This window comes from Marinobacterium sp. xm-d-530, assembly GCF_013283365.1.
GTDB lineage: Bacteria > Pseudomonadota > Gammaproteobacteria > Pseudomonadales > Balneatricaceae > Marinobacterium_E.
In genome coordinates this window covers 199,917-223,696 of sequence record NZ_WBYM01000005.1, presented here as the reverse complement: position 1 = coordinate 223,696, position 23,780 = coordinate 199,917, and the positions used below count along the sequence as shown (strand labels likewise).

Sequence of the window (23,780 nt, the reverse complement as noted above, 5' to 3'; positions counted from 1 at the left end):
CGCCAAAAAAGGATCGAAAAAGGTACAGGTAAACGCCTGTTAAGTCCATTGTTCAGAGAGATTCGTTTTAATTGATTTCAATCAATGGACGATGGAGAAGAGTAGGGCATATTAGAACCATCAACACTGTATGGAATTAGGAGTAAAAAATGATCGGAGAACACCACGATCTAGTTCATGAACTTCCAGAGTACCGCGAACGTATTCATGAGCTTAAAACATCAAACAACCACTTCTCTCGTCTGTTTGATGAGTACCACGAAATTACTAAGCAGGCTGAGCTTGCTGCAGCTGAAGTTGAACCGACCACGACCAGTCGTGAAGAGGAACTTAAAAAGCGTCGTCTTGAACTGAAAGATGAGCTTTTCAAAATGCTTCAGGGTTAACCCTTTTCATTGTCCTTTCGTTGCTTGAACGTTACCCGTCTTTTTAGGCGGGTTTTTTTTTGCTTCAATTTTTTGTTGGAGCGATCTTAAAAAGGTCGCGATATTCTGAACTGCTATTTGTCCAGGTTTCTCATAGCAATAAAAAACCCGCACTAGGCGGGTTTTTTAATGGGGTAGGCTGTTATGCCCAATCACCTGGGTAGTCAGCGAAACCTGGGTTGTCAGAGACACCCACCACTTTAGGGTTGTTCACCTTAGGTAGTTTGATCACCATGTTCTCATCGCGTTCTGCTTTTAGGTAGTCAGCAATGATATCCCAGAGTAGTCGACCCTCTGGTGTGCGGTTAACAGTTGCCCAACCAGAGACGCTGTAGTTCTTGTCATCAGCAATCACTTCACCGTTGTCTAGGCGTACTTCAGAGATACGCTGGCCAAGTGGTTTGGTTGGATCGATGGTGTAGTCAAGACCACCCACGCGAACCATGTCGCCACCTGATTGTAGGTATGGATCTGGATCGAATAGGTTGTCGGCAACACCTTCAAGCATCTCTTTGATCGCTTTACCAGTCATCTCTTGAACGTAAGTTTCAGAGTAGGTTGTTGCACACTGGCTCATGACATCTTCCATTGTGATCCACTCACCCTCTAGAGTAGTGGTACCCCAGCGAACGCCGGCTGATAGTGCGATGTCTGCCTTGTACTCCCAACGAAGTGCGTTACAGATAACTTGGTCCCAAGTGCCCATGAAGTTACCGCGACGGTAAAGAGTACGATCCGCTTTAGCCAGTTTCTCTTGAAGAATCTCTTCGAAGGTTTTGCCGACACGGATTGGGTTGTTCTGCCACTTCTTGTTACGCGCTTCGATGATGTTCTCATCGTAACGACCTTGGCGCATCTGGTTGATGTACGCTTCCATCTCACCGTCAGCTTCAAGCCAATCAGAGATAACAGGTAGCTGTTTGTAAGTCATGTTGGTGATCTGGCCATCTTCGATCGAGAAGTCCATACAGCCGACAAACTTACCGTTTGAACCTGCGTTGGTTACCCAACATTCGCCACCGTCAACGTTCTTAACTTTGATCGGTTGTGGAACACCATCGTGAGTGTGACCGCCGAATACAGCATTCAGGCCAGGAACACGTTCAGCCATCTTGATGTCGACGTCCATACCGTTGTGCGATACAAGAACAACCGCGTCTGGCTGCTCCTCTTCACGGATCTGCTGAACAAGCTCGATCATCTCTGGTTCACGAAGACCGAAAGACCAGTCTGGGAAGAACTCTTTAGGGTTGGCGTTTGAGGTACGTGGGAAGGCTTGACCAACAACGGCGATACGCTTGCCGTTGATCTCTTTAATCACGTATGGCTGGAACGCATGACCCGTATCTTCGTCGTACAGACCACGGCCATCGAAACGCTCAACCATTTCGTAGTACTCATCACCAAACAGTGAGTCTTCTAGTACTTTAACGTTCTGACCGATGAAGTCACCTTTGAACAGAGCAACGTTCGAAAGAACTTCCTCTTCACGGTAGGTGAACTCCCAGTGACCAACCATAACGTCGATGCCAAGAATGTTAGATGCCTCAACCATGTCGACACCACGTGTCCACAGTGAAGTACCCGATCCCTGCCATAGGTCACCACCATCAAGGGTTAGTGTGTTTTGGCGTCCGCCCGCTTGATCGCGTAGACGATCTAGAAGTGTTTTAACGTGTGCGAAACCGCCCGTACGACCGTACTTCTTAGCTTCTTCTAGGAAGTTAAGGTAGGTGTATGCGTAAGCTTCAGGAGAGTTCTCTGAAAGACCCATCTCCTTAAGGAAATTTTTGCCGACAACGTGTGGTGGACGACCAAATGCATCACCGACACCAAGGTTGACGTTTGGCTCACGGAAGTAGACAGGCTTTAGCTGGCCGTGAACGTCTGTAATGTGAAGGATACGAACATCACCTTCCATTGGAACATCATAAAATCCGCTTGGAGCAGTGTTGCTTGCTAGCGCGCGAGAAGTGTAAATTGCTGGTAGGCTTCCTGCTGCAGCAGCGGCGGCCATAGCCTTCAATAGTTGACGACGATTCATAGTTATCTTAGTTTCCCACTCTTCTTAAAGGGCCCACAGGCTGAAATCCACCAAAAGCACGCATGCTTATTACTAGAGACATACCAGTGAGACTAATTCCAGGCATTTTCGTTATATGCACATTAGTTACATCCTTATTCTACCCAGTTAGGGCTGATGTTGTGAAGCCTGCATTGATAGAGATCTCTGCAAATACGACTGAAGTGGTAGAGATTGAGATCCGTGCCAGCCTCGAAGCACTTCTGACCGGTATCAATGGACAGTATCGAAACACTCAAGAGGCGCCTAACTCAGATCAATACGACCATTACCGTGCAATGGAGTCGGCAGAGCTTGAGGCGGAGTTTAAAAAGTTCATGCCGACGCTCCTAGAGGGTGTTGAGTTGAAGCTTGATGGAACGCCCGCTGAGTTGCAGCTAAAAGAGCTAGTCGTGCCACCCCCAGGCTATACCAAGGTGCCTCGCAATAGTGTGATTATCTTGAAAGGGCGAATCCCCCGGGAGACTCAAAGTCTAACCTGGTACTACCCCATGGCGTTTGGCGATCATGCGACTCGAGTCAGACAGGTAGATGAGGCCAATAACGAGTGGCACTGGTCGTCACACCAGTGGGTAAAAGAGGATAAGCCAACTGAACCGTTCATGCTGAATGAGGTGTTTGCCAAACCGAGTTTTGCGCAGGTGGTGAAAACTTACACCCTAGGTGGTTTTCAGCACATTCTTCCCAAAGGGTTGGATCACATCCTGTTCGTGCTGGGTATCTTCCTACTGAGTCGTCGTTTAAAGCCGATTGCCCTACAGATTACGATGTTTACCATTGCCCACTCGATTACCTTGGCAATGGGTACTTTGGAGATTATTTCGATCTCGCCTCGTATCGTAGAGCCTCTGGTTGCGTTATCGATCGCCTACGTTGCTATAGAGAATCTCTTCTCATCCAAAATTAATCGTTTCCGTCTTCCCGTCGTGTTCGGTTTCGGTCTGCTTCATGGTCTCGGCTTTGCCACCATGCTATCGGAGTTTGGGATGCCGACGGATGATTTTGTAGCTGCGTTATTAGCCTTTAATGTTGGCGTTGAGTTGGGCCAGCTCGCCGTGGTGTTGATTGCCTATTTTGGTGTCGCTTACTGGTTTAGCTCAGAGAAACTCTACCACCGTATTGTTGTGGTTCCGGCTTCACTGGTGATCGGTATCATGGGAATGATCTGGTTTGTTGATCGACTCGCCATTTTTTAATGCAGAATTCGTGCTTTCTGTCTAAGCTTAATCTATCAATAACGATTGGGAGTCTGTTATGCGAATGAATAGAGTGTTGATTGGTGCAGTGGCCGCAGTTGCATTAACTGGTTGTATGCAGCAGAACCTGCAAGGAACAGCCTACACCGCTGCCGATGCACGCCAGGTTCAGACGGTTGAGTACGCGACTGTCGAGCAGGTGACACCGGTGATCATTAATGGTGATCCTAACAATCCTGTTGGTGTGGGTGCTGGTGCTATTGTCGGTGGTATTGCAGGCTCAACCATTGGTGGCGGTAAAGGATCATCTATTGCGACGGTCTTGGGTGCAGTAGCCGGCGGTATTGCTGGTTCTAAAATCCAAGAGAACAGCTCACAAACTCAAGGGCAAGAGATTCAGTTGTTAATGGATAAGGGGGGTCGCATCTCCATCGTCCAGGGTGTGCAGAACAATCTCTTCTTCAGACCGGGCGATAAGGTTCGTGTGTTGCGCTCTGGCAATACCGTTCGTGTCAGCTATTAATGAAGCAGCCTAAGCTCAACTCGATTCATCACGCGGCGATTATCTGCAGTGACTACCAACGATCCAAGCAGTTCTACACAGAACTTCTTGGATTGACGGTATTGGATGAGAATTATCGAGCTGAGCGTGACTCTTACAAGCTTGATCTAGCGCTACCGGATGGTGGCCAGGTTGAACTCTTCTCAATGCCCGGAGCTCCGCAACGTTTGAGTTACCCTGAAGCTCAGGGGTTGCGCCATTTGGCCTTCGCCGTAAGCGATATTGAGGTGTGGGTCGAATGGTTGGCTGACAATGGGGTAGGGCATGAGCCGGTAAGGGTTGACCCTTATACCGGCAAGCGTTTTCTCTTTTTTGCTGATCCGGATGACCTGCCGTTAGAGTTGTACGAGCAGGCCTAACTGAATCCTTTGAAGAGAGGTCTACTTCTCTGGTGCGTTAAACTGTAGGTAGAGATCGATCAGGATTTCTGGGATCTGTTCACACATCTCTTCGCTTAACGCGCGATCTTTACGAATATCTTTTACTTCACCTTCATCGAATAGATCGGATGCGACCATAATCGGTAGTAGAAGGCCGGCCACCGACTCTTCGTCATCACTGAACCAGGCCTCTTCATTGCTGAAAACGCCTTCCATAAAGGCTTCAGCCCAGAGTGTGATCTCAGGAATCTCATCCTCTTCGTCAGTTTCAAGGCTGAGATCACAAGGCAGGTAGATTTCCTGATCGCTGTAGAGATCGTTGGCGATGGTAGAGTTCAATTTTCTCAACAGGTTCTCTATTTCTGCCTGTTGCTCTGCGCTACTCCAGTTAGGCTTCTCGTCGAAGATAAGCGTCATCCACGTCGACTCGTCGACTTTTTCAGGTGCGATATTAAGAGCGCATAAAAGCCCGTGTGCACCGACTAGATCAAGAGCGGTCTCTGCCACCGCTTCAGAGTCTAAAAAGTTCTCTAGTTGATCCAGTTCGTCTTCGCTAATTAGAGCTACACTTTGATTCATTACTGTTTTCCATAGATTGAATCTTTTAATTGTACCCCGATCTCGATTAAGTGCCTATGTTTGAGTGACTTAATCCACGGCATATCCGATAATGAGCGCATGATTGAACAAGCCCGCCATCAACTGTTACACACCTTCGGTTTTAATGAGTTTCGTGATCCGCAGCAGTCCGTCGTAGAGACCCTGTTAGAGGGGCAGGATGCACTCGTGATTATGCCGACTGGCGGAGGTAAATCCCTCTGTTATCAGCTACCCGCTCTTGTCAGATCGGGTGTTGGGGTGGTGGTGTCGCCGCTGATCGCTTTGATGCAAGATCAAGTCAGTGCGCTGTCACAGTTAGGTATACGCGCAGGTTGTCTCAATTCGGCCATCGATTTTAACCAGTTACAGGCCACAGAGCAGGCGCTGTTAAATGGTGAGCTGGATCTGCTTTATGTCGCACCCGAGCGCCTTCTTCAACCAAGAACCCTGTCACTGTTGCAGCAATCACAACTTGCTCTGTTTGCGATTGATGAAGCGCACTGTGTCTCGCAATGGGGGCATGACTTTAGACCTGAGTATCTTCAATTAGGTTCTCTAGCGGAACGTTTCCCTAATGTGCCTCGGGTGGCGCTGACCGCCACGGCGGATGCTCGAACTCAGCAGGAGATCATTGATAAACTGCAACTTCAGACCGGTCGTGTCTTTATTAAGGGGTTCGATCGTCCCAATATTCGCTATCGCATCATGCAGAAGGATCGTGCAAGGGAGCAGCTTCTCAACTTTATTCGCACCGAGCATGCCCAGGATGCCGGTGTGGTCTACTGCATGTCCCGCAAGCGTGTGGAAGATACTGCCGCTTGGCTATCTGAAAAGGGTTTTAATGCACTGCCTTACCATGCCGGATTGAATGCACAACTGCGTGAGCATCATCAGCACCGATTCCTGACGGAGGAGGGGGTGATTATGGTCGCGACGATCGCTTTTGGTATGGGGATCGATAAGCCCAATGTTCGTTTCGTGGCTCATCTGGATCTACCGAAATCGGTAGAGGCCTACTATCAAGAGACCGGTCGTGCCGGTCGAGACGGTGAGCCGGCCAACGCTTGGATGGTTTATGGCCTTCAGGATGTGATCTTTCAAAGGCAGATGTTGGAATCAGGGCAGGCGCCTGATGAGCAGAAGCGTATAGAGCGACAAAAGCTTGAGGCGATGTTGGGGCTGTGTGAGATCACCAGTTGTCGACGTCAGGTGTTGCTCTCCTATTTTGGTGAGACAGAGCACCAGCCCTGTGGTAACTGTGACAACTGCCTAGAACCCCCCGAGGTATGGGATGGTACAGAGGCGGCTCGGAAAGCGCTGTCGGCTATTTATCGTTCCGGTCAGCAGTTTGGCGTTAATGCGATTATCGAAATTTTACATGCGGAACATTCGGATCGTTCGCGTGATCGCGGTCTCGATAAGCTCTCGGTTTGGGGTATTGGTAAAGAGATCGATAAAAACACCTGGCGATCAGTGTTTCGACAGCTGGTGGCTCAAGGGTTGGTACAAGTATCTGCAGAGCATGGTTCGCTCTCCTTAGCTGAGAAATGCCGTCCGTTGCTGAAAGGCGAGACGGAGATCCAGTTACGCAAAGATAAACGCAAGTTGCGCACATCGATGGCCAGTGGGCGCTCTCGTAAACCAGAGATGCAGCTGGATGATCAGGACTTTAAACTCTGGGAAGGTCTCCGAGCCTGTCGTAAACAGCTCTCTGACGAACAAAATGTGCCACCTTATGTCATCTTCCATGATGCTACCTTGATGGAGATGGTGGAGCGCAAACCAACCTCGCTGATTCAGATGCGTCGTATATCTGGGATTGGTGATCGTAAACTGGAACTCTACGGCGATGCCTTCCTAGAGGTTATTAACGAGTCGCTCTCCAATGAACGCGAGAAAGAGGTGGATTACCAGAAGGAGGAGGTGCTACAGCTCTATCGTGCTGGCATGACCACCGATCAAGTGGCTAGGCAGGTTCATCTATCCGAACAGCAGGTGTTCAATATTCTGGCGCACTGGATCGCTTTGGGTGATCTCGCGTTAACGGACGTGGTTGAACTGCCTCTATCAGAGATCAGTCAAATTGAGCAGCAGATTTTGGAAAGCTCAAGTATACATGGCGCGTCACTCAAACCCGTTTTTGAGCACTTCTCTAACGTCTACAGTTTGGGCGTATTACGCTGCGTTCAGGCAGCAATGGAGTAGGGTTGAATGGCTTGGGAGTTACTGCTCGCTGCATTTATCTCTTCAACGCTTTTGCCCGGTGGTTCCGAGCTATTGTTGGCATGGTACGTTGCTGAAAACCCTGCGAACTTCTACCCACTTCTTTTGACTGCGATTGTCGGTAATTTGGCCGGATCGATGCTCTCCTTCTTTATGGGGTGGTTAATCGCTCTGAAATACCCTCTGACACTGTTGGACAAGCCACAGCATCAAAGAGCGAAACGCTTGATAGGGAAATACGGTGCTGTGATACTGCTGCTGGCTTGGTTACCTGTAGTGGGAGATCCGCTCTGTCTAATGGCTGGTTGGTTGCGCCTAAATCCGCTAAGCAGTTTTCTGTTTATACTGATCGGAAAGTCGATACGCTACTTTGTCATCGCATGGCTGGCGCTTGAGGTCGCTGTCTGATGTGGAGTTGGCGGACAATCTCCTATATTGCGCTGATGTTGCTGGCGCTCGTGTTGTGGCTCAATCGCTTGCAGAGTGAGTCGATAACGCCCGATTGGCAAGAGCCGGTCTCACTGCGAATCTATCCTGTGAATGCGGATCAAACGATCGCAACAGCAGAGTACCTTGCAACGCTATCTGATGACGATTTTAACGACATCGAGCAGTTCTTCTCTGATGAGTCTAGGCGCTACGGTCTTCCCCTTGAAAAGCCTCTGTCGGTCGAGCTCTATCCTGTGGTCACGTCACTTCCGCCTGAAGCGCCAGAATCTGCGAGTATTTTGGACTCTCTATGGTGGGGTTTGCGAATGCGCTTGTGGGTGGCTGGGAATGATCAGTTTGATGCGGATGACAATACTATTCGTGTCTTCATGAACTACTATTCACCAACGCTTAATAGCACCATGAAACACTCCTTGGGTTTGCAAAAGGGTAGGATCGGGCTGGTAAATGGTTTCGCGTCAGATCGTTTTCAGGGCTTGAATCACTTTGTAGCGGTCCATGAGGCGCTGCATACTTTGGGGGCTTTGGATCGTTATGATCCCGAAACCGCTGAGCCGGTTTGGCCGGATGGATTTGCCGACCCTGTTCAAGTGCCGCTCTATCCTCAATCTCGAGCTGAGGTGATGGGGGGTAGGATTCCGCTTGTGCCCGGAGTGGCTGTATTACCCTCCGATTTGAGTTTTGCTCACATAGGGCCCGCGACTGCCAGTGAAATAGGTTGGCTCGATGCGTTAGGCGATCAGTAAGGGCTGTCGCTTTGTTGCCTTTTCGTTATACTTGCGCCGCCATTTAACTAGGCAAAACATTATTTAGATCGGATAGACCATGAAAGACGACACCCAGCAAGATGAGCTCAATCGCAAGCAGAAGCTTCGCTTCAATAAGCTGCATAAGCGACTCAGACGTGAAATGGGACAGGCGATAGAGGCCTTCAACATGATCGAGCAGGGCGATAAGGTGATGGTCTGTCTGTCCGGTGGTAAAGACTCCTACACGCTTCTCGATATTCTGATCAACCTACAGAAAAGTGCGCCGATCCACTTTGATCTGGTTGCCGTCAACATGGATCAGAAACAGCCGGGATACCCTGAACACATTCTTCCAGCCTACCTCGACTCTTTAGATATTGAGTACCACATCATCGAGAAAGATACCTACTCGGTGGTTAAGTCGGTTATTCCTGAGGGCAAGACCACCTGTGGTCTCTGCTCGCGTCTGCGCCGCGGCACGCTGTATGGCTTTGCAGATGAGATCGGTGCCAACAAGATAGCGCTAGGACATCACCGTGATGACATTATTGAGACGCTGTTCTTAAACATGTTCCATGGCGGTAAGCTGAAGGGGATGCCGCCCAAGCTGGTCTCAGATGATGGAAAAAATATGGTGATACGCCCGCTGAGCTACTCGCGTGAAAAGGATATTGCCGAGTACGCTGAGATAAAGGGCTTCCCGATCATTCCTTGCAACTTGTGTGGCTCGCAAGAGAATCTGCAGCGTGCATCCATTAAAGAGATGTTGAATCAGTGGGATAAGCAGTTTCCGGGTCGTATTGAGTCTATGTTCAGGGCGATGTGCAATGTCGTTCCGTCGCATCTGGCCGATGAGCAGCTGTTTGATTTTAAATCCCTCAAAACCGGATATGCTCACGGTATTGAGGATGAGTCAACCATTCTAAAATTGACTACATCACACGCCGATACAGTTGACAAACAGTCGGCCGTTCAAGTGGTCGAAAAGATAGAAATCACCTCCCTGTAAAAGGCTGCAAATCTTCTAAAATCCCGATTTTTATTATGTTGCACCGCACTAGTCCTTTAGGCTAATGCCGATAGCTTATTGATGGTCATAAGTTTCCTGTGTGGTAGGTTAATCCTTGTAGTTCCGTGGGTTTGGCTGTCATTTTATTGTCACTAAACCGACTTATATCGATTCGTTATAGCTAAAAGCTTTATATAGCTATAATTAATTTGCATATATGGTGATTGGGAACGTAGAATTCGTTCCGCTAGAACTAATTTTGATAATTCACAAACAGCCGGGAGGCAATTGATGGCCAAAATCATCAAAGGGCCGACGACACGTGAGCTAATGTCCCAGCTTGCGAGCGAGTCAGAAGGACTCTCTACTAACGATCGTCGTGATTTTCTCCGCAAGGGTATCGCTGCTGTAGGCGGTGTTGCTGCTGCTAGTGTCGCAGGCACTGCAACGGCATCTGATGCTCTACTTAACTCAAACAACTTGCCACCAAATGAGCCAACTTGGGGTAAGCAGCTAGGTCACGGTGTTATTGAATACCCGTACGGCAACCCTTCGAAATTCGAAAGTGATGTTGTTCGTCGTACCGTACCTTGGTTGACAGCTGAGTCTATCTCTTCAATCTCAATGACACCTCTTCACGAGCTGAAAGGTATCATTACGCCAAACGGACTTGTGTTCGAGCGCTACCACGGTGGTGTTCCAACAATTAATCCTGAAGAGCACCGTCTAATCATCCACGGCCTTGTTGAGCGCCCACTGATCTTCACTATGGAAGATCTAATGCGCTTCCCATCTGAGTCGCACATCAAGTTCCTTGAGTGTCCAGCGAACGGTGGTATGGAGTGGCGTGGTGCGCAGATGGAAGCGCTTCAGTTTACACACGGCATGCTAAGCTGCTGTGAGTGGACAGGTGTTCCTCTACGCGTTCTTCTTGAAGAAGCGGGCGTTAAACCAGAAGGTAAGTGGGTACTTGCTGAAGGTGCTGACGGTGCGCACATGTCTCGTTCTATACCAATCGAGAAGTGTCTTGATGATGCTCTGATTGTTTACGCACAGAACGGTGAGATGCTTCGTCCAGAACAGGGTTACCCAGTTCGTCTTCTTAACCCAGGTTGGGAAGGTAATACCTCTATTAAATGGCTTCGTCGTCTTGAAGTCGGTGATAAGCCTTGGCACCACCGTGAAGAGACGTCTAAGTACACAGACCTCATGGCTGATGGCCGTGCGCGTCGCTTTACATTCGTTCAGGAAACTAACTCGGTTATCACTAGCCCATGTCCTGAAAAACCAATCCTTAGCCCAGGCATGATCGAGATCGAAGGTCTTGCATGGTCTGGTCGTGGTAAGATCAAACAGGTAGATATCTCGTTCGACGGCGGTGTCTCTTGGACGCCAGCTAACCTGAAAGGTCTAGTTCTTGAAAAAGCTCTGACTCGCTTCAGTCTTGTGACTAAGTGGGATGGTCAGCCATGGTTGCTACAAGCGCGTGCGATCGATGAGACAGGTTACGTACAGCCAACACTTAAGCAGCTTCGTGAAGTTCGTGGTGTTGAGTCTATCTACCACAAGAACGCTATCCATACTTGGAAAGTTGCTAACACTGGGGAGGTTTCGAATGTTCAACTCTCTTAAGCCAACCCTAGTTGCTGCTGCAGTTGCCGGCTCACTAGTTGCTGGTTCTGTAAACGCGGGTGAATCATTCGGCTTCGGTCGTACCGCGACTGCTGAAGAGATCGCTGGTTGGGACATCGATGTACGTCCTGACGGTATGGGTCTTCCAGTAGGTGAAGGTTCGGTAGAAGACGGTGAAGGTCTTTACGAAGCTAAATGTGCTGTGTGTCACGGTCTATTTGGTGAAGGTGAAGGCCGTTGGCCAGTGCTTGTAGGTGGTCAGGGTACTCTTGCTCAGGACCGTCCTACTAAAACTGTAGGCTCTTACTGGCCTTTCGCTTCGACTCTTTACGATTACATCTACCGTGCGATGCCATTTACGGCTCCACGTTCATTGACTCCGAATGAGACATACGCAATCTCTGCGTACATTCTGTACATGAACGAGATCGTAGAAGATGACTTCGTACTAACAAATGAAAACCTTGCTGACATCAAGATGCCAAACGAAGAGAATTTCTTCGTAGATCCGCGTCCTGATGTTAAGAACACGCGTTGTATGTCTGACTGTAAAGATCCTAATGCGATCATGATCACCGGTACTATCGGTGGTGTAACCCCAGTCGGTCACTTCGTTGAAGGTGCTGACGGTCCTGCCGCTTCTCACGAAGAGCAACACGCTCTTGAGCAAGCGAAAGAGAAAGAGCGTCTAAAAGCACTGGGTGTTGAAGTTGAAGAGGAGTCTCACTCTGCTAAGCCTGCTGAGCTATCAGCTGCTGCTAAAGAGGGTAAGGCGACTTACGAAGGTGCTTGTGCCGCATGTCACGGTATGGGTATCGCAGGCGCACCTAAGCTAGGTGATCAGGCTGCATGGGAAGCACGTATCGCACAAGGTATGGATGTCCTAGTAGACCACGCGATCAATGGCTACCAGGGTGATAACGGCATTATGCCAGCGAAAGGTGGTCGTATGGACCTATCTGACGAAGCTGTCGCTAATGCGGTTGCCTACATGGCAGAATCTAGTCAATAATTGACGGATGGCGGGGCGGTTAACGCCGCCCTGTTTTTTATAATAACAAGCACGAAAGTGCACGATCACTGAAGGAGTGACCATGCGAAAGTTGATCTCAGCCCTAGCAGTTGCAGGTGTAGCATTCACCGGTTCTGCAGTCGCGGGTTCACATAGCGAAGCGATGATCAAAGAAGGCCAAGCAATCTACCACGGTAAGTCACGTGGTAACTGTGTTGCTTGTCACAACATTCAAGATCCTATTACCAACCAAGCTGGTAACCAGGGTCCTATGATTATTGCTATGAAAGCACGCTACCCAAATAAAGCTGAGCTTCGTGCTCAAATTTGGGATGCTACTGCGAAGAATCCTCTGTCTATCATGCCACCAATGGGTAAGCATAATATTTTGACAGAAGATGAAATCGACGCAGTCGTAGAATACATTTATCAGTATTAATTAGACTCGATTTAGGTGGAGTAAAATGAGCATGAATCGTCGTACAGTTGTAAAAGCGATCGCTGCAAGCGGTGCGCTAATCGGTCTAGGTGCAATGATGCCACGCGTGGCAGTTGCTGCATGGAATAAAGATGCATTTAACGCAAAATCACAAGCTGATGCGCTAAACGCACTATACGGAAGCGCTGCAGAAGCAAGTGCTGACGTAATGTTGAAAGCTCCAGATATCGCTGAGAACGGTGCAGTTGTACCTGTATCAGTTGAATCTAAGCTGGCTAACGTTGAATCAATGGCTATCTTTGTAGAGCAGAACCCAACGCCTCTAGCGGCTGAGTTCGGTATCCCTGCTGGTACTGCTGCAGACGTGTCTACTCGTGTACGCATGGGTAAAACAACTAACGTAACTGCAGTTGTTAAGGCTGGTGGCAAGACTTACAGCGCTACCAAAGAAGTTAAAGTCACTATCGGTGGCTGTGGCGGTTAATAAGCGGTTTAGATTAGGAGAAGTATAATGGCTAAGATTTTTCGAGTTAAAGCTAGCGCACGTGGCGGTAAAACTACCGTTAAAATGATGGCTAAACACAACATGGATACAGGTCTTCAAAAGGGTAAAGATGGTAATCTTATCCCAGCTAAGTTCCTGGATACTGTGTCTGTTTCTCACGGCGGCAAAGTCGTGTTTGAAGCGAACCTAAACACAGCTATCTCTAAAAACCCATACCTAGCATTCACTTTCGAAGGTGGCGCTAAGGGTGAAGAACTATCTGTTGCTTGGTCTGAAAACACAGGCGCAACTGGCACCGAATCTGCAAAGATCAAGTAATTGATCTCTGCTTACGGAGGACGCATGAATATAATAAAAAGCACACTACTTGGTTTGAGTGTTGCAGCTGCTAGCCAAATGGCAATGGCAGCAACTACGGGAGCTACTGTCGCAACTGTCGATCCAGAAGCTGACCGCATTGCACTGCAAGAATATATGAAAAACCGTTTCCCAGACACTCCAATGAGTGAGTACGTAAACGGTATCTATGCTGTTGACGCTGCGTCTCGTGCGCAGTGGGAAGAGATTGAAGAGTTCCCTCCTTACGAGCTAGACCTCGAAAAGGGTGAAGAGCTATTCAATACGCCTTTCGCAAACGGCAAAGGTTACGCTGACTGTTTCGAAAACGGTGGTATTGGCATTCGTCAAAACTTCCCTTACTGGAACGACGAGCGTAAAACAGTTGTAACTCTAGAAATGGCTATCAACGAGTGTCGTATGACAAACGGTGAGAAGCCACTAGGCTGGAAGAAGGGTGCTATTGCAGAGATCTCTGCATACATGGCCTACACTTCACGCGGCAACGAGTTTGCAATTGAGATTCCAAATGATGAGGCGAAAGCAGCTTACCTTGATGGTAAGAAGTTCTTCTACTCTAAGCGTGGTCAGTTGAACCTATCATGTGCTGACTGTCACTTGACTGGTACTAACCGTTTGGTCCGTGCCGACCTTCCAAGCCCAGCGCTAGGACACACTACACACTTCCCTGTAGTACGTTCTAAATGGGGTAACATCGGTACACTACACCGTCGTTACGAAGGCTGTCACCGTGACTCTCGTTCAGAGTACTTGAAGCCACAAAGCGAAACTTTCCGTAACCTTGAGTACTTCCAGACTTACATGTCTAACGGTCTCATCGTTAACGGTCCTGGCGCACGTAAGTAAGGGGCAAACAGATGAAAAAGATCATTTCGATCGCAGCTGTTGCTGCACTTACACTGAGCTCTATGGCTTCTGCTCAAAGCTTCAGTGAAGCATTTGATGCAGCTCGTGCCCTTCAAGGTGCTAACGGCACGTTTGAATGGAACGGCAAGAAGTACAGCACACAGACAATCGAAGAAGCTTTGGCATCGAAACCAGCTAACGCTGAAAATGCTCAAGCACTATTCGATGCTGCTAAGGCTAAGTACAAAGAGTCACAAGAAGCAGGCTTTGCTTGGCGTGATACTAAAAAGTACTTGAAAGAGTCTAAAGAGGCGATTGCTGCTGGTGAATTCCAGAAAGCAATGGATCTTGCTGCTCGTGCTCACTACCAAGCACGTAAGGGTGTAGAGCAGCGTGACTACGCTGAAAAACATTGGATTGATGCAGTTCCTCCGTTGAACTAATCATATTCCTTACAAAAACCCGGTTATTGTGCCGGGTTTTTTTGTGCCAAAATTTTATATGACATTTTGTGATTAGGTTATTGTTTTTGGTAATAATGGTGCTATGATACTTACATCTTTCCAGAGCGTGATTTATCACTCTCTTCTTGTGAATGATTTAACCGTTTTCGCAGTGATCTTTGGGGCCTTTGGCCCCATTTTTTTGCCTTAACTCCACATCATTAAGATCGATAACATCGTAGGTGTAGCCAGTGTGAGCGCAACATTGGGGCCCATCAATTGATTGAGTTTCGTCTGATTAGCGGCATTGTTTAAAACCAAAATAGAGAGCCTGATCGCGGCGGTTGAAACAACCACACCAACTAGTAGCCCAAATAGATCTGTTCCCATTGTCTGAATAAGCAGTACCATCCCAGCGATCATAACCGAGTTAAATAGGGTGTATACCTTGGCGCCGGTATGGCGTCCATAAGCGATGAGCAGGTGGTATCGGCCTGAGGCACTGTCTGCATCGATATCCGGGTATTGATTCAATAGCAGTAAATTGTTCACTAGACAGAATGGAATGATGGACGCCAGCACAGCCTGCTCTGCCAGACCGCCGGTCAGGCTAATGTGGGTACCCAAAACCATGATCGGCCCAAAGCCAATTCCCGCAGAGATTAGGCAAGCGATTGGGTGTCTGTTCAGTACCGGGGTGTAGGTTAAAACAATAAAGAGACCCAAAATCCCCAAAGGCATTAACAGAGCAAGGTTCTGTTGCATTAAATAGAGCCCAGACAGCGTGCACAGTGAAAGCAGTGTTAATGCGACACTTTTAACCTCTTTAGCAGACTCAGGATGGCTGGGAAGCGCACCACTGCCGCCACTGAAGGGGGTTCGATCAGTGGTTAAGTCTAAGCCTGAGCAGTAGTCATGGTACTCATTGAGCATGTTGACGCTTATGTGAGCCAATAGCGCAGTGATAAGAACTAGTGCAGCTAATCCAAGATTTATGGATGTGACCTGGCTCGCCGTTGCGATGCCTAACAAGACACAGACGAAGGTAAGGATTAAGAAGTTGGGTCGTGCAGTCGCAATCAGAGTGGCAATTCGACGGTTCACAGCTGGGAGCCTCTATAAGGTTGGTGTCCCTATTGTAGAATCTAGGCGAAGCCGAAGCGAATGTGATTGGATGGATGAGTATCGCGGCCTTTGCAAGACCGCTCCAACAGGATGCTTTTGTTGGAGCCTTATCGAAGATGAGGCGATTTTTTTCAGAGTATCGCGGCCTTTGCAAGACCGCTCCAACTGGATGCTTTTGTTGGAGCCTTATCCAAGATGAGGCGATTGGGGTCTGACCTTCGGTCTGACCCCATTACTCAACTATTTCTCTAAAGAGTTAAACCACTGCCCAAGCATGACGCGCTCTTCCGGTAGCATGCCCGTTAGGTTGCCTAAAGGCATCGCCTGAGTCGCGACAGACTGTGCATGAATGCGTGCAGCGCTCATTAGAACATCCTCTTCTGTCTCCAGAATGACACCGGCAGGGGGAGCAGTGAACATCTCACTGGTTGGGTTCTTAGCGTGACAGCTAGTGCAGCGCTCATTGACGATCTGAGTCGCTTGCGCCAGGGTGACGTTGTTACTGCTTAGGGTAGCTTCCATACCTCGATTAGGGTGCGTCACATAAGCAAGGCAGATCATACCCAGAGCCGCGAAGGGGAGTGTCCATGCAAATTTTTGACTCTCGTGGCGGGTATTGAAGTAGTGGCGAACACCGACACTCAACAACGCAATCGCAAATAGAATGACCCAGTTCCACTCATGGCCATAGGTGCTTGGGTAGTGGTTGCTGATCATAATGAACAGCACTGGCAGCGTCAGGTAGTTGTTGTGGCGAGAGCGAAGCAGGGCACGAGCGGGCTGTTTTGGATCAGGTTCGCGACCCTCTTTAATTGCTGCAACCAGATCACGCTGTCCCGGCATGATGACGCGGAATACGTTACCCACCATCATGGTGCCGGTAATGGCGCCGATGTGAATGTAGGCAGCACGACCACTGAACACCTGAGTAAAGGCCCAGGCCGCAATAATCAGCAGCATCAGTAGAACCAATCCAAGCACTGCCGGTTGTTTACCTAAGGGTGATTCACACAAGAAATCATAAATAAACCAACCTGCGATCAGTGACGCGATACTGATCGCAATGCCTTCCCATGCAGTTAGGCCTGAGCCAGGGGCGAGTAGGTAGAGCTCGGCATTTAGGTAGTAGACAACTGCCAACAAGGTAAAACCAGAGAGGAAGGTGGTGTACGCTTCCCATTTAAACCAGTGTAGGTTTTCCGGCATCTGTGGCGGGGCAAGTTTGTACTTCTCTAGATGGTAGATACCACCACCGTGGATGGCCCATAGATCGCCCGATAGACCCTCTCTAGGACTCTTACGGTTTAGGTTGTTCTCCAACCAGACAAAGTAGAAAGAGGCACCAATCCACGCGATACCAACGATCATGTGTATCCAGCGGACCAGTAGGTTGAGCCATTCTGTGTAGTGCGGATCCATATCGACCTCTAAGCGTTTAAATGATTGATATCTGCATCAAGAAGAGTGATCTCTCCGTCAGCAAAAAAGTGTTCGTCGCAGTTATTACCTTCGCCTTTGCGGTCAACGATCAGAAAATCACTGCCGTTCTCTAGCGCTAGGATAGGGTGATGCCACACCCCTTTACCGTAGTTCAGACCCTGACGCCCGTTGCTAATAAAAGCGCGAATATCGTTTGGGTTAGGCTGATCTGCAGGTGGCGCGACGACGATCAGAAAGCGTTGGCGCTCCATCGGGATGAAGGCTTGACTCCCCTGAGGGTGGCGCTCAAGCATCTTGATTTCGAGCGGGTAACTTAAGGTATCTGCCTTGAAGATACTGATAATGGCTTGGTCCTCTTGGCGATTCAGTTCAACCGTTGCCAATTGATGAAACCGCTGAGTTGAGCCATTGTTAATAGGAAAGTGATCAGAGCCTTCCGTCTCGATTACTTGGCCAAAAGGTTCAAAAGCCTCTTTTGTTAACGGTTCAATGGTCAGAGATCTCATCATTCACTCCTATTAAAGGGTTGGTTTACCAAAGACTCTTAAGCGCGACACACCACCATCTGGGTGGATGTTGAGCTTAACGTGAGTAATCGGTCCAAACTCAGGATCTACAGAAAATTTGTGAATCGAGTCGGCGCTTAGCTTCTGGTTAGGTAAGAGTGTTTTCCAAAATAGGCTCTGAGTGGCGATCTGTTCAGGTGAACCGCCACGAACATAGGCCGCTTGAATGTCACAGCTGTCAGGGAAGTTGCCTTTAAAGTGAGCAGTATCGATCTCGATCTCCTCTGCAACCCCTGGACTACCTAATGCCAGAATGACCCAGTCATAGCCTGGTGAGCGGCGGCGTGCTGTCTCCCAGCCATCACCCATATTAACGCCACGGCCAGGATTGGTTAGGTTGCCCATTTTCCCGAAATGCTCATCACTACAGGATAGGGCACAACCGCCATTCAGTGCCGAGACTAGATCGATGCTTTGTGAGTTGTCGACCGAATCCCAGTCGATAAACGGACGTCCATAGACTCGGAAACGCGCAATGCCACCGTCTGGGTAGATGTTTAGGCGAACGTGAGACCAAGGCTGATCGTTGTTCACTTCAAATAGGTGTTCGCTATCGCCCTGAAGATCGACCGATGGAAGCAGTGTGTACCACTTAGTTTTATCATCTGGATCCTGATCTGGCGAGTAACAGACATCGACAGAAGCTGACGGAGGAAAGTTTCCGGTAAAGAAGTTTGTGTTGATCTCTATGGCTTGAATCATGCCCGGTGCGCCAAGACGAATGATTGCATAGTCATAACCTTCAAAACGCTTGCGGCGTGATTCCCAGCCATCCATCCACTTACCAGCATCATCGTAAACACCCTCTTTCCAGACAGGGGGTTCAGGATTTAGCATGCGGTTCACTTCGGCGAACCAGTCATCGGTAACAAAGGTCGCTTTGGCTCCTAGGCGAGCATCTGCAAGGTTAACTAAGCGTTTCAGTTTCTGTTCGTTCATCTATACAACCTCACAAATCGGCCAGACGGAATGCGGCAATTTTATTTATTTCGGCTAACGCTTGAGCAAACTCTTGCTCTGGCGAGTTATTGATACGCTCCTCAAAGCCAGAGAGGATTGCATGTTTGTTGCTCCCTTTAACGGCCATGATAAATGGAAATTGGAATTTGGCTTTGTAGGCATCATTGAGCTCGGTAAAGCGAGCAAACTCCTCGTCGGTTAGTGTATCGATGCCCGCGCTGGCCTGTTCTGACGTCGATTCTGCCGTTAGTTTGCCTGCTCGTGCCGCTTTTCCGGCTAAGTCTGGGTGGGCAATAATGACACCGAGCTGCTCCTCATGGCTAGCACTCAAGAAACAGTCGGCCATTAATCGGTGAAGCTCATCAATGAGATCGTGCTCTGCTGTGATCCCTTGATCAAATGCTTGTTCAGCAATCCAAGCGGAGTGCTCATAGATGCCACCAAATTTGGTAACGAATTCCTGTTTTGTTAGCTCGCTAGGTGAGCCAAATGCAAAGGTGACACTCATCATTAAGCCTCAGGTTTGTGGTGTTGATGCCAGTGGCGGGCAATATCGATGCGACGTGCGTACCAGACCTTGTCATGACTTTGTACGTAATCTAAGAAACGTTGCAGTGCTGCAATGCGTCCGGGGCGACCCAGTAGACGACAGTGCATGCCGATCGATAGCATTTTAGGGGATCTCTCACCTTCTGCGTAGAGGACATCAAAGGCGTCTTTTAAGTATTGGAAAAAGTGCTCTCCGGTATTAAAGCCTTGCACCTGCGCAAAACGCATATCGTTGGTATCCAGTGTGTAGGGGACAACGAGATGTTTGCCTTTCGGTCCATCGACCCAGTAGGGCAGGTCATCAGCGTAGGAGTCAGAGTCGTAAAGGAATCCACCTTCCTCCATGACTAACTGACGAGTGTTGGGGCTATCTCGACCGGTGTACCAACCCAGTGGGCGTTGTCCGGTTACTCGCTCGATGATCTCAATGGCTTCCTGCATCTCTTGACGCTCTTGCTCCATCGGCATCTCTTGGTAGGTAATCCATTTTAGAGCGTGTGAACAGATCTCATATCCAGCATCAACGAACGCTTGGGTGACATCAGGGTGGCGTTCCAATGCAGTCGCAACACCAAAAATGGTCAGAGGGATATCCCGTTTTTGGAAGGTATCTAATAAGCGCCATACACCGGCGCGACTTCCGTACTCATAGATCGACTCCATACTCATATGGCGTTGACCTGGGAAGGGGACAGCGGAAGGCATTTCCGAAAGAAAGGCTTCAGACTCTGAGTCGCCATGAAGAATGCAGCGCTCGCCTCCCTCTTCGTAGTTGAGTACAAATGAGAGAGCAATGCGCGATTCATTCGGCCAAGCTGCGTGCGGTGGATTCTTTCCGTAACCGACCAGATCGCGAGGGTAGTTGTTCATACCTAAAACTCCAATATTGATGAGCAGATTGTATACAATTTTTCAGTCAGGTAAACAGCGTAAAAGCATTAAACAGGCTCTAATCATGCAGATAATGCCAATTATTCGATAGACTTTAGTCGACTATTGCTCTATTTGTTAGATTTTATGTATACAAATCGGTATACATAATTAATCAATATTGAGGATTTCATATGAACGGTTATCTAACAACTCATGTTTTAGACACTGCCAACGGTTGTCCTGGTGAAGGGATTGAGCTAACCCTTTTTAAGGTTGAAGAGGGGCAAATAATCGAAGTGGTTTCTGCAGTGACGAATGACGACGGTCGTGTTGATTCTCCAATTCTTCCTAAGGGGAAGTGTGTCAAAGGGGTCTATGAGTTGCACTTCATGGCGGGTGATTACTTTAGACGTCGCGGCACTGAGCTCGCTGAGCCTGCTTTTTTGGATCAGGTTGTTATCCGTTTCGGTATTGCTGACGAAGAGGCGCACTACCATGTACCGCTTCTGATCTCGCCCTACAGCTACTCAACTTACCGCGGTAGCTAAGTAAGAGTTTTCACAGTGGTTGAGCCTAAATCCACACGTCAAAAATCTAAGACTCAAGATCAGCACATCTACGAGGAGATTTTTGACGCTATTTTAGAGCAGCGGCTCTGGCCCGGTACTCGCTTGAAAGAGGAGTCCTTGGGTGAAATCTTTGGTGTATCTAGAACCATTATACGACGCACGCTCAGTCGATTAGCGCACGAGCGTGTTGCGGTTTTTGAACCCAACCGCGGTGCCTTTGTTGCTGAGCCCGATGTCTCGGATGCTCGTCAGATTCTTGATGCTCGTCGTCTTATGGAGTTAGCCATTGTTGAGAGGGTGGCAGAACGTGCCTCTTCGATCAAAGACGAGTTTAAGAAACTCTATGATCTGATCGAGCAGGAGCATAAAAGCAGTGCGGCTGCCGACAAAGGCACGGCTATTCGTTTGTCGGGTGAATTCCACCTAGAGTTAGCACGCCTCTCTGGCAATAAACCCCTGGAGGGGTTTCTTCACTCCCTGGTACCGCAAACCTCGTTAATCATCGCCCTCTATCAGGCCAAAGAGGGGAGTCGTTGTGCCATTGATGAGCACAGTCGTCTGCTGGATGCGCTGAAGCTGGGTGATGCCGAGGAGGCGAAGCGTTTAATGGGTGAGCATCTAGATCATATTGAAGAGCGTTTGGCTCTGGATGAGTCACCGGGTAACCGAAATTTGGCTAAGGTGTTTGGGCGCCGAACTGAAAAAGCTGGCGCATAATGGTGCGTCAAGTTAAATTGGATGCACACTAAAGGTGCAACAGCTTGAGTTTCTGACCTGTTGGTTAATGATTTATTCATTTATATCAATGGTTTAGTGAAGTTGGCATTTGATGCGCTAACAAAAATAAGAAGGCTGCATTGAGCAGTTGTTTGGAGGCAATAATGAGCAATGAAAAGATTTCGGCAGCGCAGATGCGCGATCCGAATTAGACCCCACCGATGCATCTAGCAATTCCGCTAGGCATTCAACACGTATTGGCGATGTTTATCGCAAACGTAACCCCAGCGATCATCGTTGCGGGTGCAGCGGGATTTGGCTTTGGTTCAAATTCACCTGACTTCCCTAATATGATCTACATGATGCAGATGTGTATGTTCCTTGCGGGTGTTACAACGCTGCTTCAGACAATTGGTGCAGGCCCTGTGGGTGCACGTCTTCCGATCGTACAAGGTACCAGTTTCGCATTCATTCCTATTCTTATCCCACTGGTAGCGGGTAAGGGTGTTGAAGCGATGGCTATGGTGACCGGTGGTGTCCTAGTCGGTGGTCTATTCCAAGCAGCGCTAGCGCCATTTATTGGTCGTCTTCGTTTTGCTCTACCTCCATTGGTAACAGGTCTGATCGTTCTGATGATCGGTTTGTCACTTCTTAAAGTGGGTATTCAGTACGCGGCAGGTGGTGTTCCAGCGATTGGTAAGCCTGAGTTTGGTTCTTTAGATAACTGGACTGTTGCCGGTACTGTTGTGGTTGTAACCCTAGGTCTGAAATTCTACGGCAAAGGCATGATCAGCTCAGCGGCTGTCTTGATCGGTCTGATTGCAGGTTACGTTCTGGCCTACTTTATGGGTATGGTTAACTTCGGTAACGTTGGCCGTGCTGCAAGCTTTGCGCTGCCACAGCTCTTCCCATTCGGAATCGAGTTCGGCGCAGGTGCCATCATCGGTATCGCACTCATGTCATTCATCTCTGCGATTGAGACAGTGGGTGACGTATCGGGTATCACCAAAGGTGGTGCGGATCGTGAAGCAACTGATACTGAGATCAAAGGCGCAACTTATGCCGACGGTCTAGGTACAGCGCTATCTGCTCTAGCTGGTGCACTGCCAAATACATCCTTCTCGCAAAACGTCGGTCTGATCGCAATGACGCGTATGATGAGTCGTCACGTGGCAACCATTGGTGCGATCTTCCTGATCGTCTGTGGTCTGATCCCTAAAGTGGCTGCTCTCATCTCTACAGTGCCAATCGAAGTATTGGGTGGTGGTGTTATCGTGATGTTCGGCATGGTGGCCTCTTCAGGTATGAAGATGCTGGCTGATGTAGACTGGAACAGCCGTAACATGGTGATCTTTGCGGTATCGCTATCGCTTGGCTTGGGTCTAATGCAGGTTCCAGAAGCGCTTCAGCACCTAGACGGTACGGTAAAAGCACTGCTAACAACAGGTCTTCTACCAGCAGCAGTCTGCGCCATCGTACTCAACCTGTTTATGCCTCATCCTAAGAAGGAAGAGGAGTAAGTTTTTAACTTACCTTTCTAATCGATCAAAGGCCCCTTATGGGGCCTTTTCAGTTGGAGCCTTATCACAGATGAGGCGATTTTTATCAGCACGCATCGCGGCCTTTTCAAGACCGCTCCAACGGTTCGCACGCTGAATTGATGTTGGAGCCTCATCGAAGATGAGGCGATTTATATCGGTAAAAATCGCGGCCTTTTCAAGACCGCTCCAACGGCTCGCGCGCTGAATTGATGTTGGAGCCTTATCGAAGATGAGGCGATTTATATCGGTAAAAATCGCGGCCTTTTTAAGACCGCTCCAACGGTTCGCGTGCCGAGTTGATGTTGGAGCCTTATCGAAGATGAGGCGATCGTTTCTGACTGCGGATGACAGGCTGAAGCCAGTCACGGCAGCTCCGTAGTTGAGTTCTCGCCTGTCAGCCGCTATATGGCTAATCCCACAACCCCAAACAAGTGCACCAAAATACCCTTAAAAATTTACTTTTGCGATCTTTTGGTGCGCAATTCTGTCACAAATGTCACTTAATGGTGCGCTGCAAAAGAGCTATCAG

27 protein-coding genes are annotated in these 23,780 nt (G+C 48.8%); 18 read left to right on the top strand and 9 right to left on the bottom strand.

Annotated elements, in window-relative coordinates; translation table 11 throughout:
• Nucleotides 1-149 precede the first annotated feature (149 nt).
• Nucleotides 150-386 carry a YdcH family protein gene (locus XMD530_RS10015; protein WP_173481099.1) on the top strand — a complete coding sequence of 79 codons (237 nt, stop codon included), beginning with the start codon at nt 150-152 and terminating at the stop codon, nt 384-386.
• Between the two features lie 181 nt (nt 387-567).
• On the opposite strand, the gene XMD530_RS10010 is transcribed toward XMD530_RS10015, so the two are convergent.
• Nucleotides 568-2,469 (bottom strand): 5'-nucleotidase C-terminal domain-containing protein, encoded by a 1,902-nt coding sequence (locus tag XMD530_RS10010; protein ID WP_217362054.1) that lies wholly within the window; start codon nt 2,467-2,469, stop codon nt 568-570.
• A 161-nt stretch (nt 2,470-2,630) separates the two neighbouring features.
• On the opposite strand from XMD530_RS10010, the gene XMD530_RS11560 reads away from it, so the two are divergent.
• From XMD530_RS11560 to XMD530_RS09995, 3 genes are read left to right on the top strand one after another with little or no spacing between them, the layout of a single operon-like run.
• On the top strand, nt 2,631-3,704 hold the full coding sequence (locus XMD530_RS11560; protein WP_173481098.1) for a HupE/UreJ family protein: 1,074 nt from the start codon (nt 2,631-2,633) through the stop codon (nt 3,702-3,704).
• 58 nt (nt 3,705-3,762) lie between these two features.
• On the top strand, nt 3,763-4,227 hold the full coding sequence (locus XMD530_RS10000; RefSeq protein WP_173483512.1) for a glycine zipper 2TM domain-containing protein: 465 nt from the start codon (nt 3,763-3,765) through the stop codon (nt 4,225-4,227).
• The gene (locus tag XMD530_RS09995) at nt 4,227-4,625 is read left to right on the top strand and encodes a VOC family protein (protein ID WP_173481096.1); all 399 of its coding nucleotides are present in this window, start codon (nt 4,227-4,229) and stop codon (nt 4,623-4,625) included. The genes XMD530_RS10000 and XMD530_RS09995 overlap by 1 nt, the downstream gene beginning before the upstream one ends.
• 21 nt (nt 4,626-4,646) lie before the next feature.
• Here the strand turns inward: XMD530_RS09995 and XMD530_RS09990 are convergent, their stop codons facing one another.
• On the bottom strand, nt 4,647-5,225 hold the full coding sequence (locus XMD530_RS09990; protein ID WP_173481095.1) for a YecA family protein: 579 nt from the start codon (nt 5,223-5,225) through the stop codon (nt 4,647-4,649).
• A 99-nt stretch (nt 5,226-5,324) separates the two neighbouring features.
• Here XMD530_RS09990 and recQ point away from each other — a divergent pair, with 99 nt between their 5' ends.
• The 11 genes from recQ (at nt 5,325) to XMD530_RS09935 (ending at nt 14,911) form a co-directional block, all read left to right on the top strand.
• Entirely contained in the window at nt 5,325-7,451 is a 2,127-nt protein-coding gene (recQ, locus tag XMD530_RS09985; RefSeq protein ID WP_173483518.1) for a DNA helicase RecQ, read from the top strand.
• Nucleotides 7,452-7,457: 6 nt separating this feature from the next.
• A complete protein-coding gene (locus XMD530_RS09980; protein ID WP_173495460.1) occupies nt 7,458-7,877 on the top strand; it encodes a YqaA family protein in 420 nt (139 codons plus the stop codon).
• The gene (locus tag XMD530_RS09975; RefSeq protein WP_173481093.1) at nt 7,877-8,665 is read left to right on the top strand and encodes a hypothetical protein; all 789 of its coding nucleotides are present in this window, start codon (nt 7,877-7,879) and stop codon (nt 8,663-8,665) included. The genes XMD530_RS09980 and XMD530_RS09975 overlap by 1 nt, the downstream gene beginning before the upstream one ends.
• A gap of 79 nt (nt 8,666-8,744) precedes the next feature.
• Nucleotides 8,745-9,677, top strand: a complete 933-nt coding sequence (ttcA, locus tag XMD530_RS09970; protein WP_173481092.1) for a tRNA 2-thiocytidine(32) synthetase TtcA — start codon at nt 8,745-8,747, stop codon at nt 9,675-9,677.
• Nucleotides 9,678-9,968: 291 nt separating this feature from the next.
• A complete protein-coding gene (gene soxC / locus XMD530_RS09965) occupies nt 9,969-11,309 on the top strand; it encodes a sulfite dehydrogenase (RefSeq protein WP_173481091.1) in 1,341 nt (446 codons plus the stop codon).
• A complete protein-coding gene (locus tag XMD530_RS09960) occupies nt 11,293-12,321 on the top strand; it encodes a c-type cytochrome (RefSeq protein ID WP_173481090.1) in 1,029 nt (342 codons plus the stop codon). The genes soxC and XMD530_RS09960 overlap by 17 nt, the downstream gene beginning before the upstream one ends.
• A gap of 82 nt (nt 12,322-12,403) precedes the next feature.
• A complete protein-coding gene (gene soxX, locus XMD530_RS09955) occupies nt 12,404-12,760 on the top strand; it encodes a sulfur oxidation c-type cytochrome SoxX (protein WP_173481089.1) in 357 nt (118 codons plus the stop codon).
• Nucleotides 12,761-12,791: 31 nt separating this feature from the next.
• Nucleotides 12,792-13,244, top strand: a complete 453-nt coding sequence (gene soxY, locus XMD530_RS09950) for a thiosulfate oxidation carrier protein SoxY (RefSeq protein ID WP_254442920.1) — start codon at nt 12,792-12,794, stop codon at nt 13,242-13,244.
• A gap of 27 nt (nt 13,245-13,271) precedes the next feature.
• A complete protein-coding gene (gene soxZ, locus XMD530_RS09945; protein ID WP_173481087.1) occupies nt 13,272-13,583 on the top strand; it encodes a thiosulfate oxidation carrier complex protein SoxZ in 312 nt (103 codons plus the stop codon).
• 24 nt (nt 13,584-13,607) lie between these two features.
• Complete coding sequence (soxA, locus tag XMD530_RS09940) at nt 13,608-14,468, top strand: sulfur oxidation c-type cytochrome SoxA (RefSeq protein ID WP_173481086.1); 861 nt, start codon at nt 13,608-13,610, stop codon at nt 14,466-14,468.
• Nucleotides 14,469-14,479: 11 nt separating this feature from the next.
• Nucleotides 14,480-14,911 carry a hypothetical protein gene (locus XMD530_RS09935; protein WP_173481085.1) on the top strand — a complete coding sequence of 144 codons (432 nt, stop codon included), beginning with the start codon at nt 14,480-14,482 and terminating at the stop codon, nt 14,909-14,911.
• 207 nt (nt 14,912-15,118) lie between these two features.
• On the opposite strand, the gene XMD530_RS09930 is transcribed toward XMD530_RS09935, so the two are convergent.
• From XMD530_RS09930 to puuE, 6 genes are all read right to left on the bottom strand, one after another.
• Entirely contained in the window at nt 15,119-16,015 is an 897-nt protein-coding gene (locus XMD530_RS09930; RefSeq protein ID WP_173484050.1) for a prenyltransferase, read from the bottom strand.
• 261 nt (nt 16,016-16,276) lie between these two features.
• Nucleotides 16,277-17,455, bottom strand: a complete 1,179-nt coding sequence (locus XMD530_RS09925; RefSeq protein WP_173507111.1) for a urate hydroxylase PuuD — start codon at nt 17,453-17,455, stop codon at nt 16,277-16,279.
• An 8-nt stretch (nt 17,456-17,463) separates the two neighbouring features.
• Entirely contained in the window at nt 17,464-17,982 is a 519-nt protein-coding gene (locus tag XMD530_RS09920; RefSeq protein ID WP_173483639.1) for an ureidoglycolate lyase, read from the bottom strand.
• A 12-nt stretch (nt 17,983-17,994) separates the two neighbouring features.
• On the bottom strand, nt 17,995-18,981 hold the full coding sequence (alc, locus tag XMD530_RS09915; protein ID WP_173481081.1) for an allantoicase: 987 nt from the start codon (nt 18,979-18,981) through the stop codon (nt 17,995-17,997).
• A gap of 10 nt (nt 18,982-18,991) precedes the next feature.
• Nucleotides 18,992-19,513: a 2-oxo-4-hydroxy-4-carboxy-5-ureidoimidazoline decarboxylase gene (uraD, locus tag XMD530_RS09910; protein ID WP_217363823.1), complete on the bottom strand. Its 522-nt coding sequence runs from the start codon at nt 19,511-19,513 to the stop codon at nt 18,992-18,994.
• Nucleotides 19,513-20,421, bottom strand: coding sequence for an allantoinase PuuE (gene puuE, locus XMD530_RS09905; RefSeq protein ID WP_173481080.1), 909 nt, complete (start codon nt 20,419-20,421; stop codon nt 19,513-19,515). Before puuE ends, uraD begins: the two co-directional genes overlap by 1 nt.
• A 194-nt stretch (nt 20,422-20,615) precedes the next feature.
• Between puuE and uraH the strand changes: the two genes are divergently transcribed.
• From uraH to XMD530_RS09890, 3 genes are all read left to right on the top strand, one after another.
• Complete coding sequence (gene uraH / locus XMD530_RS09900; protein ID WP_173507110.1) at nt 20,616-20,972, top strand: hydroxyisourate hydrolase; 357 nt, start codon at nt 20,616-20,618, stop codon at nt 20,970-20,972.
• A gap of 15 nt (nt 20,973-20,987) precedes the next feature.
• The gene (locus tag XMD530_RS11370; RefSeq protein ID WP_173483643.1) at nt 20,988-21,710 is read left to right on the top strand and encodes a GntR family transcriptional regulator; all 723 of its coding nucleotides are present in this window, start codon (nt 20,988-20,990) and stop codon (nt 21,708-21,710) included.
• Between the two features lie 221 nt (nt 21,711-21,931).
• Nucleotides 21,932-23,230, top strand: a complete 1,299-nt coding sequence (locus XMD530_RS09890; protein WP_217363822.1) for a uracil-xanthine permease family protein — start codon at nt 21,932-21,934, stop codon at nt 23,228-23,230.
• Between the two features lie 36 nt (nt 23,231-23,266).
• On the opposite strand, the gene XMD530_RS09885 is transcribed toward XMD530_RS09890, so the two are convergent.
• A complete protein-coding gene (locus XMD530_RS09885) occupies nt 23,267-23,617 on the bottom strand; it encodes a hypothetical protein (RefSeq protein WP_173507109.1) in 351 nt (116 codons plus the stop codon).
• Nucleotides 23,618-23,780: the final 163 nt, after the last annotated feature.